The organism is Lysinimonas soli, from assembly GCF_042655435.1.
Taxonomy (GTDB): Bacteria; Actinomycetota; Actinomycetes; order Actinomycetales; family Microbacteriaceae; genus Lysinimonas; species Lysinimonas soli.
In genome coordinates, this window is record NZ_JBHSMG010000003.1 from 164,971 (window position 1) to 180,836 (window position 15,866).

15 protein-coding genes are annotated in these 15,866 nt (G+C 70.5%); 3 read left to right on the forward strand and 12 right to left on the reverse strand.

Annotated elements, in window-relative coordinates:
• Window positions 1-23 precede the first annotated feature (23 nt).
• The 3 genes from ACFPJ4_RS12565 to ACFPJ4_RS12575 all read right to left on the reverse strand — a co-directional run bounded on the left by ACFPJ4_RS12565 (window position 24) and on the right by ACFPJ4_RS12575 (window position 3,359).
• A complete protein-coding gene (locus ACFPJ4_RS12565; protein WP_386740787.1) occupies window positions 24-1,565 on the reverse strand; it encodes a glycosyltransferase family 39 protein in 1,542 nt (513 codons plus the stop codon).
• A 100-nt stretch (window positions 1,566-1,665) separates the two neighbouring features.
• Window positions 1,666-2,646 carry a sensor histidine kinase gene (locus ACFPJ4_RS12570; protein ID WP_386740788.1) on the reverse strand — a complete coding sequence of 327 codons (981 nt, stop codon included), beginning with the start codon at window positions 2,644-2,646 and terminating at the stop codon, window positions 1,666-1,668.
• 50 nt (window positions 2,647-2,696) lie between these two features.
• The gene (locus tag ACFPJ4_RS12575) at window positions 2,697-3,359 is read right to left on the reverse strand and encodes a response regulator transcription factor (RefSeq protein ID WP_386740789.1); all 663 of its coding nucleotides are present in this window, start codon (window positions 3,357-3,359) and stop codon (window positions 2,697-2,699) included.
• A gap of 197 nt (window positions 3,360-3,556) precedes the next feature.
• Here ACFPJ4_RS12575 and ACFPJ4_RS12580 point away from each other — a divergent pair, with 197 nt between their 5' ends.
• The gene (locus tag ACFPJ4_RS12580; protein WP_386740790.1) at window positions 3,557-4,960 is read left to right on the forward strand and encodes an MBL fold metallo-hydrolase RNA specificity domain-containing protein; all 1,404 of its coding nucleotides are present in this window, start codon (window positions 3,557-3,559) and stop codon (window positions 4,958-4,960) included.
• On the opposite strand, the gene ACFPJ4_RS12585 is transcribed toward ACFPJ4_RS12580, so the two are convergent.
• Window positions 4,950-6,308 carry an NRAMP family divalent metal transporter gene (locus tag ACFPJ4_RS12585; protein ID WP_386740791.1) on the reverse strand — a complete coding sequence of 453 codons (1,359 nt, stop codon included), beginning with the start codon at window positions 6,306-6,308 and terminating at the stop codon, window positions 4,950-4,952. The two genes, ACFPJ4_RS12580 and ACFPJ4_RS12585, sit on opposite strands and share 11 nt — an antisense overlap.
• A gap of 163 nt (window positions 6,309-6,471) precedes the next feature.
• On the opposite strand from ACFPJ4_RS12585, the gene ACFPJ4_RS12590 reads away from it, so the two are divergent.
• Complete coding sequence (locus tag ACFPJ4_RS12590; protein ID WP_386740792.1) at window positions 6,472-8,289, forward strand: heavy metal translocating P-type ATPase; 1,818 nt, start codon at window positions 6,472-6,474, stop codon at window positions 8,287-8,289.
• Between the two features lie 24 nt (window positions 8,290-8,313).
• Here ACFPJ4_RS12590 and ACFPJ4_RS12595 read toward each other — a convergent pair whose 3' ends face one another.
• From ACFPJ4_RS12595 to ACFPJ4_RS12620, 6 genes are all read right to left on the reverse strand, one after another.
• Window positions 8,314-9,732 (reverse strand): hypothetical protein, encoded by a 1,419-nt coding sequence (locus ACFPJ4_RS12595; protein WP_386740793.1) that lies wholly within the window; start codon window positions 9,730-9,732, stop codon window positions 8,314-8,316.
• A complete protein-coding gene (locus tag ACFPJ4_RS12600; protein WP_386740794.1) occupies window positions 9,723-10,292 on the reverse strand; it encodes a type II secretion system protein J in 570 nt (189 codons plus the stop codon). The genes ACFPJ4_RS12595 and ACFPJ4_RS12600 overlap by 10 nt, the downstream gene beginning before the upstream one ends.
• A 2-nt stretch (window positions 10,293-10,294) precedes the next feature.
• Window positions 10,295-10,714 (reverse strand): type II secretion system protein, encoded by a 420-nt coding sequence (locus ACFPJ4_RS12605; RefSeq protein ID WP_386740795.1) that lies wholly within the window; start codon window positions 10,712-10,714, stop codon window positions 10,295-10,297.
• A 121-nt stretch (window positions 10,715-10,835) separates the two neighbouring features.
• A complete protein-coding gene (locus ACFPJ4_RS12610) occupies window positions 10,836-11,822 on the reverse strand; it encodes a zinc-dependent alcohol dehydrogenase family protein (RefSeq protein WP_386740796.1) in 987 nt (328 codons plus the stop codon).
• Between the two features lie 4 nt (window positions 11,823-11,826).
• Window positions 11,827-12,258 (reverse strand): Hsp20/alpha crystallin family protein, encoded by a 432-nt coding sequence (locus ACFPJ4_RS12615; RefSeq protein WP_386740797.1) that lies wholly within the window; start codon window positions 12,256-12,258, stop codon window positions 11,827-11,829.
• A gap of 12 nt (window positions 12,259-12,270) precedes the next feature.
• Window positions 12,271-12,945, reverse strand: a complete 675-nt coding sequence (locus ACFPJ4_RS12620; protein WP_386740798.1) for a BON domain-containing protein — start codon at window positions 12,943-12,945, stop codon at window positions 12,271-12,273.
• 166 nt (window positions 12,946-13,111) lie between these two features.
• Between ACFPJ4_RS12620 and ACFPJ4_RS12625 the strand changes: the two genes are divergently transcribed.
• Entirely contained in the window at window positions 13,112-13,924 is an 813-nt protein-coding gene (locus ACFPJ4_RS12625) for a hypothetical protein (protein WP_386740799.1), read from the forward strand.
• Between the two features lie 21 nt (window positions 13,925-13,945).
• Here ACFPJ4_RS12625 and chrA read toward each other — a convergent pair whose 3' ends face one another.
• Window positions 13,946-15,121: a chromate efflux transporter gene (gene chrA / locus ACFPJ4_RS12630; RefSeq protein WP_386740800.1), complete on the reverse strand. Its 1,176-nt coding sequence runs from the start codon at window positions 15,119-15,121 to the stop codon at window positions 13,946-13,948.
• 28 nt (window positions 15,122-15,149) lie between these two features.
• Window positions 15,150-15,863 carry a phosphatase PAP2 family protein gene (locus tag ACFPJ4_RS12635; RefSeq protein ID WP_386740801.1) on the reverse strand — a complete coding sequence of 238 codons (714 nt, stop codon included), beginning with the start codon at window positions 15,861-15,863 and terminating at the stop codon, window positions 15,150-15,152.
• Between the last annotated feature and the right edge of the window lie 3 nt (window positions 15,864-15,866).

Here is a 15,866-nt window from a genome sequence, read left to right on the forward strand (position 1 = left end):
AGCACCGCGCGGGGCGCGGTCGTTCAGGGCGAAGGAGCGCGGGTGTACTCGATGATCGCCGCCCGATGCGTCCGCGTCGTGTGCACCGGGGTGAAGCCGAGCGACGTCAGGGTGGATTCGCCGTAGTGGTCGACGTGCGATCCGATGGCGTACTCGACGAGCCACACCCGCTGAACGCCGTCGAGACGTCCTGCTGCCGCCGCCGCGGCGAGGGATTGTGTGCGGTCGTACCAGGTATCGGAGCGGTAGTAGGGCACCGTCAAGGTCACGTCGCGAAGGCCGGTGAATCCCTTCGGGTAGAGATGCAGCGCCAGGCGCGGCCGGCGCGAGGGTCGCACGCCGTCGTCGAAGGCGATCGCGTCGCCCGGGCGGGCGAGCGCACCGACGGTCGAACTGATCTGCACCCAGTCGCTGTCGTTCTTCGCGTACGGGCCGCGCTGCTCCGCCCAGACCGGGGCGGCCACGGCGGCCACGGCGATGACTCCGACTCCCGTGATGAGGGCGACCACGGCGGGGCGGCGCAGCCGCAGGAGCTCGACGAGCCAGAGCAGTCCCGCCGCCATGAGGAGGGCGACCGCGGGGGCGCACATGGCGAGGTAGCGCGCGGTGAAGCCCTCGAGCACGGGGCTCGTGCCGATCAGGAGGACCGAGGGCACGAGCATCCACGCGGCGACCACGGTGGCGACCGGCGGGGTGGCATCACCGGGGACCAGGGGATCGCGTCGCGCGCGCCAGTCGAGCATCATCGCGGCGATGCCCGCCGCGAGCAGCGTCCAGCCGACGACAGCGAACCCGGTGCTGCCGAACCACATGGAGACCAGGGTCGACGTGGGGGTGACCTGCTCCTCATTCGAGAGGTAGGCGATCTGACCGCGCTCGAACGCGGCGAGCACGATCACGGGTGCGGTCGCGAGCACGGCGGCGCCCGAGGCGACGACCCACGGCACGATCAGCGCCCGTCGTCGCCCGCGCGGCAGCAGCAGGAGCACGACGAGGTGGCTCACCGCGACGAGGGCGAGGTAGAGGAAGAGGTAGGTACCGAGCGTGAGGAGCACGGCGTAGACGACCCAGAGGCGTCGGCGCGATCCGGATCGCACGATCAGCACGAAGACGAGCGTCAGCCAGGTGGCGATCGCCGCGGTGAAGGCGTAGGAGCGCGCCTCCTCGCCGACGTAGGTGATGCGGGGCAGGACGGCGCAGATGGCCCCCGCCACGACGCCGAAGGTCATCGACCGCAGGCGCGCACCGAGCAGCACGACACCGGCGACGCACAGCCCGACGGCGATCGCGCTCGGAAAGCGCACCGAGAACGGGGAGGGCCCGAAGAGCTGGACCCAGCCGTGCAGCCCGAGGTAGTAGGTGGCGTGCACGGCATCGACGTGCTGGATCATCGACAGCAGGCTCGGAACCGAGCGGGAGGCCGAGAGCACGCTCGCGGCCTCATCCCCCCAGAGCGAGGGGATCCACGAGCCGGTCACCGAAAGAGCCGTCGCGAGCAGCCCGAGGATGACCGCGGGTGCCGCGGTGCGGGCCCGGGTCGACAGCGCGGAAGCAGCTCGAGGCACCACTTCAGCGGACCGTGACGCTCCCCAGAAATCTCTCAGAAGTGCATGGCCGCTGGACATCGATCACCGTTCTGAAGGAACTCTCAGCCGCCGCAGGTGATCAGCCCCGGGCGCGCCGACGGGGCGCATCGGCCCGCGGCAGCGTGATCAGAACCTCCGTGCCGTCGTCGGAAGAAGAGGCGACCGTTGCCGTTCCACCGTAACGCTCGACGGTGTCGTGCACGAGCGCGAGCCCGATTCCGAAGCCGCGGCGGCCTTCGTCCGGTCCGCCCGGAGTGCCCGGCGCGCTGCCTCGGGCGAATCGCTCGAAGATGCGGGAGGGATCGATCCCGTGGATTCCCGACCCGCGGTCGCGGACCCGCAGTTCTGCATGGGCCCGGTCGGCGCGCACCGACACCGTGATCGTCGCGCCCCGGGGCGAGAAGCGCAGCGCGTTGTCGATGAGCGCCACGACGCAGCGGTGCGTACTGACGGCCGGCACGCAGGTCGGGACGGCCTCCGGTGCGTCCAGGGCGATCTCGACGCCGCGGGCCGCGGCGAGCACGCGCATCGACTCGACCGCCTGCTCGACGGCGGGAACCAGGTCGACCGGCTCGGCCACGGCATCCGGCAGGTCTTCGACGCCGGCGAGCAGCTCGTTGACCGTCTGCACGAGCATGCCCGTGTCGCGGCGCAACTCGGCCACCGTGCTCGAGGCGGGGTCGGAGGCGGGCAGTCGTCGCTGCAGGTACTGCAGGCGCGCGTCGAGAACGGCGAGGGGCGTGCGCAGTTCATGGCTCGCGTTCGCGATGAACTCGCGTTGCAGCCGCAATGCGGCGCCGAGCGGACGCACCGCGCGCCGGGTGGCGAACCAGGTGACCACGCCGGCCAGCACGATCGCCGCGGCTCCGATCACGACGGCGCCGACCAGGATGTCGAGGCCGCCCACGTCGATCGCCGACTCGTGCCGGCCCGGCTCGAACAGCCGGCTCGGCTCGATGTGGGCGAAGACGAACGCGAACGCGGCGATCAGCACGACGAGCACGAGCGCGCTGGATGCCACGGCGATCTGCACCCCGACGGTGCGAGACGCGCGGCGCATGGCCCGTTCGTCAGGGTCGACCGGATTGCCCGCCGAGCCGGATCCACGACTCACAACTGGCCCAGCCGGTATCCCTGCCCGCGCACGGTCGTGACCATGTTGACATCCGTCTTGCGTCTCACATAGTGAACATAGGTGTCGACGGTGCCCGGCTGGTCGTTCTCGTCGAAGACCTCGCGCAGGATCTGCTCGCGCGTGAAGGTGCGCTGCGGGTTCACCGCGAGCAACCGCAGCAGGGCGTTCTCGCGCTCGGTGAGGATCGTGCGCCCGTCGTAGGGCGAGTAGACCGCCCGGCTCTCGGGATAGAACTCCCACTCGCCGATCCGCACGAACGGTCCCTCGCCCGAGAAGACCCGGCGGATCGCGCGCAGGCGGGCGAACAGCTCATCGAACTCGAACGGCTTGACGAGGTAGTCGTTGGCGCCCGCATCGAGCCCGCGCACCTTGTCCTGCACGGTGCCCAGCGCGGTCAGCACGAGCATCGGGGTCGTCGCGCCCTTGCCGCGCAGGGTCTCGACGATGCCGAGCCCGTCGATGCCGGGCAGTCGGCGATCGACCACGATGACGTCGAAGTCGTTCGCCTCGGCGGTCTGGAGTCCGCGGCGACCGTCGTCTTCGAGCGTCACGGCGTAGACCTCGTCGAGCACGTCGCGCATGACCGGACCGAGCTCGGGGTCGTCTTCGATCAGCAGCAGTCTCGGTCGCTGGTCCATCAGACCCTCCTCGTCTCGCGGGCAGCCGCCTGCACGCCGATCACGGCCGCGATCGCGCGGGTGACATCATCCACGCTGCGATCCTGGCGCGATCGTCTCAGATGGCGCTCAGAAGATCCTGAGGCGGGGTCGAGCGAGACGCGGCCGTGGGACGTTCGACTCTGCACCGGGAGGCGACGCAGGGGCATTGTGGCAGAATGACCACCCCGACCCTGCAGGTGCTCGGTGCGGCAGACACGGTCACCGGGTCGCGCTATCTGCTCTCCGTCGGGGAGCGCCGCGTGCTGGTCGATTGCGGGCTGTTCCAGGGCTACAAGGTGCTGCGCGACCGCAACCGGGCGCCGTTCCCGGTCGATCCGGCGAGCATCGATGCGGTGCTGATCACTCACGCGCACCTCGACCACAGCGGCTACCTTCCTGCCCTCGTGCGGGACGGCTTCACGGGCCCCGTCCATGCCACGTACGGGACCGTCGATCTGGCTCGACTGCTGCTGCTCGACAGCGGGCACCTGCTCGAGGAGGAGGCCGACACCGCTCGTCACCGCGGATCGTCCCGCCACCGGGACCCGAAGCCGCTGTACACGCAGGCGGATGCCGCCGCCTCCCTCGTCGCGCTGCACGGTCACGAGTTCGGCGAGGAGGTTCCGGTGGTCGAAGGGCTCTCGGCGATGTTCGTGCCGGCCGGGCACATCGTCGGCGCGGCCCAGCTGCGACTGCAGCTCGACGGTGACGACGCCGGCATCCGGGTGCACTTCACCGGCGACCTCGGTCGCGCCGACGACTCGGTCATGCGGCCTCCTGCGCCCCTCGAAGCGAGCGACTATCTCATCACCGAGTCGACCTACGGCGACCGGAGCCATCCGCACGTCGATTCGGAGGCGGAACTCGCCGCGGTCGTCACGCGCGTCGCCGCACGCGGCGGCGTCGTGATCATCCCGGCGTTCGCGGTGGGCAGGGCCGAGAGCCTCATCCTGCACCTGTCGCGGCTGAAGCGGCGCGGGGCGATTCCCGACATCCCGATGTATCTGAACAGCCCGATGGCGGTCGAGGCCTCCGAGATCTACGCTCGGCACAACGACGAGCTCCGGCTCAGCGCCGACGACATCGCCGACATGGCCGACGCGGTGCGCCTGATCCACACGGTCGACGAGTCGAAGTGGCTCAACCGGCAGCACGGGCCGATGGTGATCATCTCGGCGAGCGGGATGATCACCGGCGGCCGCGTGCTGCATCACATCGCCGCGTTCGGCCCCGACCCGCGCAATGCGATCGTGCTGAGCGGCTATCAGGCGGGCGGCACCCGGGGCGCCGACCTCGCGGCGGGCAAGCGCAGCCTGCGCATCTTCGGCGCCGACGTGCCGATCGAGGCCGAGGTCGTCGCGATCGAATCGCTCTCGGCGCACGCCGACGCCGACGGCATCCTGGAGTGGATGCGCACCGCGCCGCAGGCCCCGGCCCTCACGATCGTCACCCACGGCGAGGCGCAGGCCGCCGACACCCTGCGGCGACGCATCCAGCGGGAGCTCGGCTGGGCGGCGCGCGTGCCGAGCCCGCTGGATCGGATCGAACTCGTGCCGAGGGCCGCCCGCGTCACCCGATGACGAGCGAGACCAACAGGGCGACGGCCGCCGCGGCCATCAGGATGAAGGTCAGCCAGAGCCCCGTCTTCGACCAGAAACGACTGCGATGCTCGCCCATCACGTCGGCCCGGCTCGAGAGTCGCAGAATCAGGAAGATCAGGGGGACCGCGACGATGCCGTTGACCACGGCGGTCACGACCAGTGCCTGGATCGGGTCGACGCCGAGGAAGTTGAACGACATCCCGACCAGGGTTCCGACCACGATGGTCAGGTAGAAGGCGCGCGCCTGGCCGAAACGCCGGGAGAGCCCCTCGCGCCAGCCGAAGGTCTCACTGACCGCGTAGGCCGACGAGCCGGCCAGCACCGGCACGCTCATCAGCCCGACGCCCACCACCCCGATCGCGAAGATCGCTTCGGCGAGCACTCCGGCGTTCGGAAAGCTGTTGACGAGCGGGCGAAGGGCCGCGGCGGCGTCCGCGGCCGTCGTGATCGTCGTGATGCCACTGTCGTGCAGTACGACCGCGCCGACGAGCATGATGAACCAGGCGATCAGGTTCGCGAAGAACATGCCGATGACCGTGTCGACGCGCAGCCGGCGCAGGTACCCGCGGCTGATCCGTGGCCGTGACGGCACGCCGCCGACCGGATCCGGCATGCGCTTCTCGGCGATCTCGTCCTCGACGACGTTGCTGGTCTGCCAGAAGAACAGGTACGGCGAGATCGTCGTGCCGAGGATCGCGGTCAGCAGGAACAGGAAGTCGGGCGTGAACTCGATGTGCGGCACGACGGTCGCCAGCACGGCCTGGTCCCACGGCACCGTCACCAGGAAGGCCGTGATGACGTAGGCGAAGAGGGCGAGAGCCAGCCACTTCAGCACCCGGATGTAGATGCGATACGACACGAACACCTCGAGCGCGACGATCACGAGTGCGAAGGCGATCGAGAACAGGGGGGCCGGCACGCCCGGCACGAGCAGCTGCAGACTCGCCGACATGGCCCCGATGTCCGAGCCGACGTTGAGCGTGTTCGCGACGACGACGAGCAGGACCACCGGATACAGCACGGCCCGCGGGTAGGTCTCGCGCACCACGGCGGCCAGGCCCCGGCCCGTGACGGCGCCGATGCGCATGCAGGCCTCCTGCACGGCGACCATCAGGGGCAGGGTGAACACCACGGTCCAGAGCACGCCGAAGCCGAGCTGGGCGCCCGACTGGGAGTGGGTCGCGATGCCCGAGGGGTCGTCGTCGGCGGCCCCCGTGACCAGTCCCGGCCCCAGCACCCGCAGAGCCCGGCTCAGACGCTCGGCGGAGGTGCGTTTGGCCGGGCGGCCGAGGGCATCGGGGGTCGTCAGATGCTCGCGACGGGTCATCGCGGCACTCGCGGGGCCGAAATCGCGCACATGAGCACAGCATGGCGCGGTCGCGGGGGTTCCGCCACGTCCGAAGGTCCCGGCGTGCTCCGCGACCGCGGTCCCGGACCGAAGGGGGACTTAGGGCCTCGCGGCGGCGGCGGCCGACTGACAGGCTCGACGGGTGAGGTATCCGATCGTCATCGCCACCGTGCTGATCGGCGCCGTCGGAGCCGTGCTCTGGTTGCTCGGGTTCGAGCAGCCCGCGCGCTGGGGCTTCGCGGGCTTCGCCCTCGTGGTCGCGGCGATCGAGCTGTGGGCGATCGTGAAGCAGCTGCGGCGGCGCCAGTTCGGAGTCGACGTGCTCGCGGTGGTCGCGATCGTGGCGACCGTGGCCGTCGGCGAGGTGATCGCGAGCATGATCATCGTGCTCATGGTCTCGGGGGGCAAGGCGCTCGAGGACTACGCGCAGGGTCGAGCCCGACGCGAGCTGAGTGCCCTGCTCGACCGGGAGCCGCAGACGGCGCACCGGCTGGTACCGGGGACGACCGAGATCGAAGAGATCGCGGCCACCGCGGTGCGCGTCGGCGACTCCGTGCTGGTGCGATCCGGCGAGATCGTTCCGGTCGACGGCACGCTCGCGTCGCCGAACGGCTCGTTCGACGAGTCCTCGCTGACCGGCGAGAGCCTGCCGGTCGCGCGCAGCCACGGCGAGACCGTGCTCAGCGGATCGCTCAACGGCAACCTGGCCGTGACGATCACGGCAACGGCGCTGGCCCGCGACAGCCAGTTCCAGGGCATCGTCGCCCTCGTCAAGCAGGCGGCGCGCAACCGCGCCCCCGTCGTGCGGCTCGCCGACCGTTTCGCGATCCCGTTCACCGCGGTCTCGCTCGCGATCGCGGTGGTCGCCTGGATCGTCGCGGGCGATCCCGTGCGGTTCGCGGAGGTGCTCGTGCTGGCGACCCCCTGCCCGCTCGTGCTCGCGGCTCCCGTCGCCTTCATGGGCGGGATGAGCCGGGCCGCGCGCAACGGCATCATCGTCAAGGGCGGGGGCGTGATCGAGCAGCTCGCGCGGATCCGCACCGTCGTCTTCGACAAGACCGGAACCCTCACGAGCGGCACCCCGACCATCGTTCGGATCGACGCGATCGCCCCGTGGAGCGAGGCGGAGCTGCTGACCTACGCGGCGTCGGCCGAACGCCTGTCGTCCCACGTGCTCGCCGCGTCGATCGTCGAGGCGGCCGCCGACCGCGGACTCGTGCTGCTGGAGGCGAGCGACGCCGAGGAGGTTGCGGCGCAGGGCGTAGTCGCCACCCTCGGCGGGCACCGGGTGTCGGTCGGAACGCTGCGATTCGCCGAGAGTCAGGCCCCCGACGCCGCCGTGCGCGACATCGACGGCGGCGAGCTGGCGATCTACGTGACGATCGACGGCCGCTTCGCCGGGACGATCGTCGCCGCCGACCCGGTCCGGGCCAACGCGGCGACGACGGTGCGCGAGCTGGCGGTGCGGGGGGTGCGGGATGTCGTGATGCTGTCGGGGGATGCCCAGGCGACCGCCGACCACGTCGCGTCGCTGGTGGGGATCACCCACGTCCGCGCCAACTGCCTTCCCGCCGACAAGGTCGAGGCGCTACGCGGGATCCTCGACCGTCCGGTGCTCATGGTCGGCGACGGCGTCAACGACGCCCCGGTGCTGGCCTCGGCCGACGTCGGCATCGCGATGGGGGCCCGTGGCGCGACGGCCGCGAGCGAGTCGGCCTCGGCCGTCATCCTGGTCGACGACATCTCACGGGTCCTGCGCGGCCTCGACATCGGCCGTGACACGGTCAGCATCGCGCTGCAGAGCATCTGGCTGGGCATGGCGCTGAGCATCGGGCTCATGGTCGTCGCGGCATTCGGGGTCATCCCGGCCACGCTGGGGGCCGCGATTCAGGAGGTCGTCGACCTCGCGACGATCCTCAACGCACTGCGCGCCCTGCGGCCGCGCGAACGGCTCGCCTGAGCCCGAAGCTCCTGCGCGTGCGCGTCAGGGCGCGACGGCGACGTTCCGGTTCGAGACCAGGGAGCCGGGTTGCGGGCTGGTGAGCACCGTCGTCGTCGTCCCCGTTCCCAGGTCGTGCCCGGCGATCCCCACCGGGATGAACGTGAACGCCGGGTTGTTCATCACCGAGCTGTAGGTGCCCGAATAGATCTGACCACGCCAGGTGAAGCCGTTGCTGCCGTTGAAGGCGCAGGGTGTGTAGAGCATCGCGTCGATTGGCGCCTGGATCTGGAAGCTGTTGTTGATCGCGAAGTCCCCCTCGCTCGCCGAGCAGGTGGGCTGGCCGTCCTTGACCGAGTCGGGGGTGATGAACCACAGCCTCCGTTCGGTGGTGTCGGCCGAGGCGAAGTTGAGCTGGTTGATCGAGCCCCAGCTGAACTTGGGGGCGAAGATGACCACGTCGCTGGTCAGCTTGAAGGTCGTGTTGTTGGTCCCCGAGATCCCCGACGGGCAGCCCATCGCGTTGATGATGACCGGCTTGCCCGTGAAGCCGCCGAAGTTGCCGCCGTACTGGGTGCAGGTCGAGCCGCTCAGCGTGATCACCTGGTACGGATCGCCGCTCGAGTCGATCCAGTCGCCGGGCACGTAGTCGACGTCGCTCCAGGGCGCCGCGGTCGGAAGCGCGCTGCTCTGCGTGTACGTGCCGCCCACCTGCGACTTGGGCGGATTCGGGGTCACGCTGCCGGCCGTCAGGTTGCCGCTGACGCTGCCCTTGTTGCCCAGGTTCATCGACCCGGTGACCCACGCACTGCCGTTGATGGCGCAGCTGTTCGTCCCCAGGTCGACGTTGCCGATCACGACGACGTCCCCGTTGATCACGGTGTTGTTCTTGCCGCAGACGAAGTTGCCCTTCTTGATCACCAGACCCGCGCCGGGGCTCTCGGAGAGATCGAGCGAGGAGTTGGCCTGCACGACCCCGCCGCTGTAGAGATACATCGCGACTCCGCTCGGGGTCACGCCGGGCCAGAGGAAGTTGTAGATCGCCTCGACCCTGCTCGGCGAGCCGATCGGGTTGCCGGCCGCGTTGGTGGCTCGCCCGATTGAGACGATGCGCACCTGCGGCGTGAGGTAGGCAGGGCAGCCGGCCTGCCAGGCGCCGTTCACGAACCGCGAGACGGTGGCCGAGTAGTTCAACGAACCGGTCGACGAATAGGTACCGGATGTCGGCTGAACCGTGCAGGTGCCCGCGAACAGGCCGGCCCGGGCCGCCGCGACCCCGGCGTCGGCCGCAGCTTGGGACTGGATGCCCGAGCGGGTCGCGTTCGAGAAGGTCAGTCCCTGCACGACGGACGACGACACGAGCGCGCCGACGATCAGTCCCACGGCCATGACGCCCAGCACGGGGATCAGCGCGGAGCCGCGCTCGCCGTCCCGGAGGCGGCGGAGTCTCGTGATCAATAGCATTGCGGGCTCCCGGTGCTTCCGGCTCGGCTGTAGACCGAGGTGGTCATGGTCTGCGGGCTCGACTGACCCGCGGGCACGTCGTTGAACGAGACCAGCAGCTGCTGGCCGACGACGGTGAAGATGCCGGTTCCCGAGGAGGGGGTCACCCCCGAGTCCAGAAGCGTCCAGCCCGCGACCGTGGCGGCATCCGGAGCCGTGGCGATCGTGGTCGTCGAGACCGTCGACCGGATCGATCCGTCGGTGGCGGAGTAGTACCAGGCCGAGCAGACCCAGGCGATCGTCGCCCCGCTCTGGGCGGTTCGCGCCACGAGCAGCTGGTCGTTGCCCTGCGGACTGGTCAACCGGAAGTCGGAGGAGTTGCGCACGCCGTTGTCGATCGAGCGGAGCACGAGTTGTGCCGCATTGCTCGTGTCGATGCGTGCGGTCACGCTCTTCGGGGTCGTGATCAACGACACCAGCAGGCTGCCCACCACCGTGAGGATGATCCCCAGGAGCACGCACGAGATGAGCAGCTCCACCAGGGTGAAACCGTCGTCGCCCTTCGGGTCCGGAGTCGTCATGGTCACGCCGCGGTCAGGAACACGAGGGTGCTGGCCGAGACCAGCGCGGCGCCCGTGTCGGTGCGGCTGACCTTGACCAGCACGCTCACGGTCGCGGGGAATGTCGCGGGGCACGCGCCGACGATTCGCTGGGTGCGCAGCGTGACCCCCGGACCGGTGCTGGTCTGGTCGAGGGCCGTCAATCCGGCGCAGGTCTTCTGCGCCCGGGCACCTTCGAGGGCTTGATTGGCCAGGGAGGCGGCGGTGACCATGGTCTGGTTCTTCGACGACTGCACGAGACCCTGCAGGAGGATCGGCAGCACGGCCGTGGCGATGATCATCAGAACGAAGAGGGCGACGACCGACTCGATGAGCGAGAATCCGCCGTCGTTCTCGGACAGTTCCGTGAGTCGCCTCGAAGGCCCCCAACCACGACGTACCACGACAACGACCTCCCCCAAGGCAGCCGGAGCGGGGATGCTCCTGGCACTCTGGTCATCGCCGCCGGGCGGGCGGGGTTACGCGCCGGGTCGCCCCCACTTCGGGGTACGACGGAGCAGGGCGTCAGAGGCCGAAGTCGATCACGAGCGAGCCCGAGGCGTCGCCTCGTCGCAGCTCGTCGAGGGCGCGGGCCGTGTCGCCGAAGCCGTAGCGGGTGACCGTCGGGGTGAGAGCGAGCCGTGTGGCCAGCCGCAGGAAGGCGTCACCGTCCGATCGCGTGTTCGCCGTGACCGTGCGCAGGTCCCGCTCGCGGAAGAGGTGCGCGTCGTAGTTCATCGCGGGGATGTCGCTCATGTGGATCCCGGCGAGCACGACGGTTCCCCCCGGTGCGGTCGCCGACAGGGCCGCGGGCACCAGCTCGCCTGCCGGAGCGAAGACGATCGCCGAGTCGAGCGGCTGCGGTGGCGCATCCATCGCCTCCCCGACGAAGTCGAGCCCGAGGCGACGGGCGAGGGCACGGTTCTGCTCGCCCCGGGTCATGGCGCTCACCCGGGCGCCGGCGGCGAGGGCGAGTTGCGCGGTGAGGTGACCGCTTGAGCCGAATCCGTAGATCCCCAGGTGACCTCCGCTGGGCAGCTCGGCCCTCTGCAGGGCCCGGTAGCCGATGATGCCCGCGCAGAGCAGCGGGGCGAGAGCGACCGGGTCGGCCTCTGGAGGAAGGGGATACGCGAAGGCTTCGGGCACGGTCACGAACTCAGCGAAGCCGCCGTCGACATCCCACCCGGTGAACACGGCGTACGGGCACAGGTTCTCGCGTCCGGAGCGGCACCATCGACAGGCGCCACAGGTGCGATGGAGCCAGGCGATGCCGACCAACTCGCCCACCGTCGCCGACACGGTTCCCGTGCCGAGGGCCTCCACGACGCCGACCACCTGGTGCCCCGGGACAACCCCCGTGCGGTGCTCGGGCAGTTCGCGATCGACGACGTGCAGGTCGGTTCGGCACACCCCGCAGGCAAGGACCCGCACCAGAAGCTCACCGGCGCCCGGCGCGGGCGTGTCCTTCTCGCCCAGCCGGACGCCGGTGGAGGCCGTGAACCAGGCCCTCATCCGATCACGACGCGCTCTTCGGTGCCGTGATCGGGATCTTCGTGGAGCCGGGCAGGCTACCCAGGGGCGCCTTGACGGTCAGCGTCCCGTTCTTGTACTCGGCCGTGATCTTGTCGGTCTCGGCGTACTCGGGAAGGCGCACCCGCCGGTAGAAGCTGTTGCTCGTCTCGCGGACGACGTACTGCTTCTTCTTGTCCTTCTCGCTCTCCTGGTGGTGTGCCTGCACCACGAGGTCGCCGTTCTCCAGGCTCACCGAGACGTCCTTCTCATCGAAGTTCGCCAGTTGGACCTGGACGACGAAGTCGGACCCCTCGGTCCAGATGTCGGTCGAGGGAATGCCGAGCGTCAGGATCGGCTCGTCGATGAGTCCGGCCAGGCGGCGGAACATCGGGTCGAGCCCGCGGAGGGCCCCGGGAAGCACGATTTCAGTGGACATGTTCGATTCCTTTCAGATGGAGCGGATGGTGATGAGGTTGTGCACCTCGGTGACGTGCGGCGACGACCAGGCGGCCGCGCCGGCCTGCTGGCGCTCCGCCCAGGAGCGCACGCTGCCGGTCAGAGTCACGACGGTTCCTTCGCTCGTGACCGTGATGGCATTGGCGTCGAGCGTGGCGTTGCGGGTGATCGCGTTGCGGATGCGTTCGGTGACGTCCTCGGCGGCGGGTCGGCGGGCCAGGGTGATCCGGTTGTCGATCGCGAGCACGCCGAGCGTGTGCGCGGCGATGCGGCGGGCCGCATCCCGCTGGTAGTTCCAGGCCACCTCGCCCGTGAGGATGACGTGCCCCTTGGCCACCTCGGCCTTGACCCCGTCCGGAACGTCGGAGGCCCAGTGGAACGCGGTGTGCAGCGAGGCGGCGATGTCACTGTCGGTCCGCGGGCTGATGACGCCTCGCGGGTGGACCCTCAACTCGTCGGCGACCGTCGTGACCCCGCGGACGCGCATCGCCGCCTTGACCGCGGCGGTGCGTTCCCGGTACGAGTCGACGTCTCCGCTCAGGGTGACGTTGCCGTCTTCGACGGCGACCCCGATCCCCGCGGCATCCACGTCGGGCGTCCAGTCCAGTTCGTCTTGGACCGCGAGCTGGACCTCCTGGTCAGTGCGCGTGGTCTCGGTTGTGCTCATGGTGAGCTCCTTTCCCTGTTGGCGAGACCAGTCGACCCCCGAACGAGGGGGAGGGAAAGGGTCCATGGTCCCGTCGGCTTGTGCGGGGGCTCCGGCAGCGGCTCGCACGGCGACGCCAGGACCTTCGGCCCTTCCTGGCCGACGGGCCGCTGCCTATACCTGAGACATGTCGAGTTCCGCGTCGGATTCCTGGTCGGTCACGTCGCCGACGGTCGAGGTGACCCCCGCCCGCCGGTACTGGGTCGCGGTCGACGACTCCCCGGCCACCGATGCCGCCTTCGAATGGGCCCTGCATCGGGCGCAGCTCCGGTCGGCCCCGCTCGGGCTCATCGTGCTGGACGATGACGGCGCGAGCGACGATCAGAACCGTGACGAGGCGGTGGACCGGCTCGCCCGACGTGCGTCTGCGGTGAACCACGAGATCGAGGTCTGCCCGGGAACGAGCCTCGTCGAGGTCCTGCCCGACGACCTGCTGATCGTGGGCGTTCCAGCCGGTGAGCAGGGGCGCGAGCGCGGGATGCGCCTGGCGGCGCTCGCCGCCTGCTCGGTCGCCGTGATCCCCGAGGACTACGTGACGACGGGGTTCGGCGTGGTGTGCGGCGTGGATCACCTCGAGAACACCGCGATGATCGCGGCCGTCGCCGCCGAGGAGGCGGAGCAGCTGGATGAGCCGCTGCTGATCATCCACGCCGTTCCGAAATCGCGTGCCCCGTTCGCCGCGCCCGGTTCCCTCGACCCCGCGATCCGCGTCGCCCGCGACGCGGTGCGGGCGGTGTCCGAACGGCTGCGCGTGAGCAGCCGCCTGAGCACGCACGAGCCCGTCGCGGCGCTGATCGAGGGTGCGGCTCATGCCGCGATGCTCGTGGTCGGCGGTGAGCGCGTCACCTCGGCCGGCACGGTGCTCGGCACGCTCGTTCGCACCACCTCGGTCCCGTTGCTGATCGCGCGCAACGAGGGCGCTGCCGAACTGTCCCGGTAGGGCGCCGCCCGAGCGCGCGGATCAGTGCGGCGCGGGCGCCCCCAGCAGCACGGCGATCACCCCGACCGCGGCCGCGACGACGATCGCCGTCACCACGCCCCGCCGCAAGGCCACGAGCCAGATCAGGGCCGCGGCGAGCACGCCGAGCTGCCACCACTGACTCAGGGCGAGCCCCAGGGGAACGGACGAGCCGATGATCGCCCCGATCACCGCGGTGCCGGCCCCGCTCAGGAACGCCTGGATCGCCGCGTTGTCGCGGAGCCGATCGAAATGCCTCGCGCCGAGCAGGATGAAGGCGAACGAGGGAGCGAAGGCGACCACGGTCGCCAGCAGGGCGCCGCCGATGCCGGCAGCCGCGTATCCGACGGCGGCGACCGTCAACACCACCGGCCCGGGTGTGACCTGGCCGAGGGCGACCGCGTTCAGGAACTGCGCGTTCGTCATCCAGTGCTCGGCGACGACCGCGTCGTGCTGCATCAGGGGGATGATCACGAAGCCGCCGCCGTACGACAGGGCTCCGACCTTCAGGGCCACCCAGGCCAGGGCCGCCAGGCCGCTGGCGCCGGCGGCGGAAAGCAGCACGGGCAGCAGCAGACTCGTCGCGCCTCGCGGCGGATGCTCGCGCCAGTCGCGCTGGACGATCACCTCGATCAGCCCGAGTGCCAGCAGCACGAGCACCAGGTACGAGCCGATCGTCGCGCCGGCGATCACGCCGATTCCGAGGTAGACGATCCAGCGGATCCGCGGAGCGCGCCGGAGTCCGGTGCGCTTCCAGCTCGCGGGGATCAGGCCGATCCCGGCGTGCAGCGCGATGGCAGGGACGGCGGCGCCCGCACCCGCTGCGGCCCCGAGGATCCACAGCGGCGGATGCGCGAGCAGGAACAGCGCCGACAGGATCAGGATCATCACCAGCCCGGGGGCGATGAAACAGACCCCCCCGACGAGGGCGCCGGCCGGCCCCCGCAGCCGCCACGCGCAGAAGATCGCCAATTGGGTCGATGCCGGGCCGGGCAGCAGGTTCGTCGCGGCGATGCCGTCTTCGAACTCCTTCGCCTCGATCCACGCCGTCTTCTCGACGCAGAGCGCGCGCAGGAGCGCGATGTGCGCGGGCGGTCCGCCGAAGCCGGTCACGCCGATCCGCCCCCACTCGCGGGCGATCGTCGGCAGCGACACCCGCGCCGCGGAGGTCGCCGTCACGGCTCTGCTCCCGCGGAGGAGCGCCGAACTACCGGGAGACGCTCGAGGATGACGCGCGCCGGCTCCATGAGGCAACCATGCCAGACAGCGCGGCCCGCCAGACCAGCATGACGAGCGGAGCGACGCCGAGCGCCCAGAGGATCGACGCGAGCACGTCGCTCGGATAGTGCACGCCGTCGATCAGCACCGACATCCCGACCGCGACGATCGCGAGCGCACCGACCACCCCGGCGACGAGCCGGGCCGTGCCGCGGGGGGCGAGCAGGAACACGACGACCACGACGCTCGTGACGAAGACCTCGTGTCCGCTCGGGTAGGAGGCGTCGACCGGCTGGCTGTGGAACGGGTGGGGGAGGGCCGCGGCATCGGGTCGCGTCCGATGCACGATCGCCTTGACGACGGCGCTCGGCAGCCAGGTGAGGGCGATGCCGACGGCGAAGGTGGCAGCGAGGGTGAAGCGCCTCGAGAAGCCCCAGATCAGCAGCGTGGCGACCGCGGTCAGAGCGATCGCGGGGATCGGACTGAACACCGAGTAGACCCCGGTCGTGATCGCGCCGAGCACGCCGGTGTGCAGCTGGTTGAACCCGGACACGACCCCCGACTCGAGGTGCGTGAGGCCCGACCCGCGAGCGACCAGCAGGCCGAAGGCCAGAACGGCCAGGGCCACGACGGCGGCCACGGCGACCGCCGCGACGACGCGCGACCGGGTCAGTGGTCGGGGGGCGGGTGCGGGGGTCGTCACGAG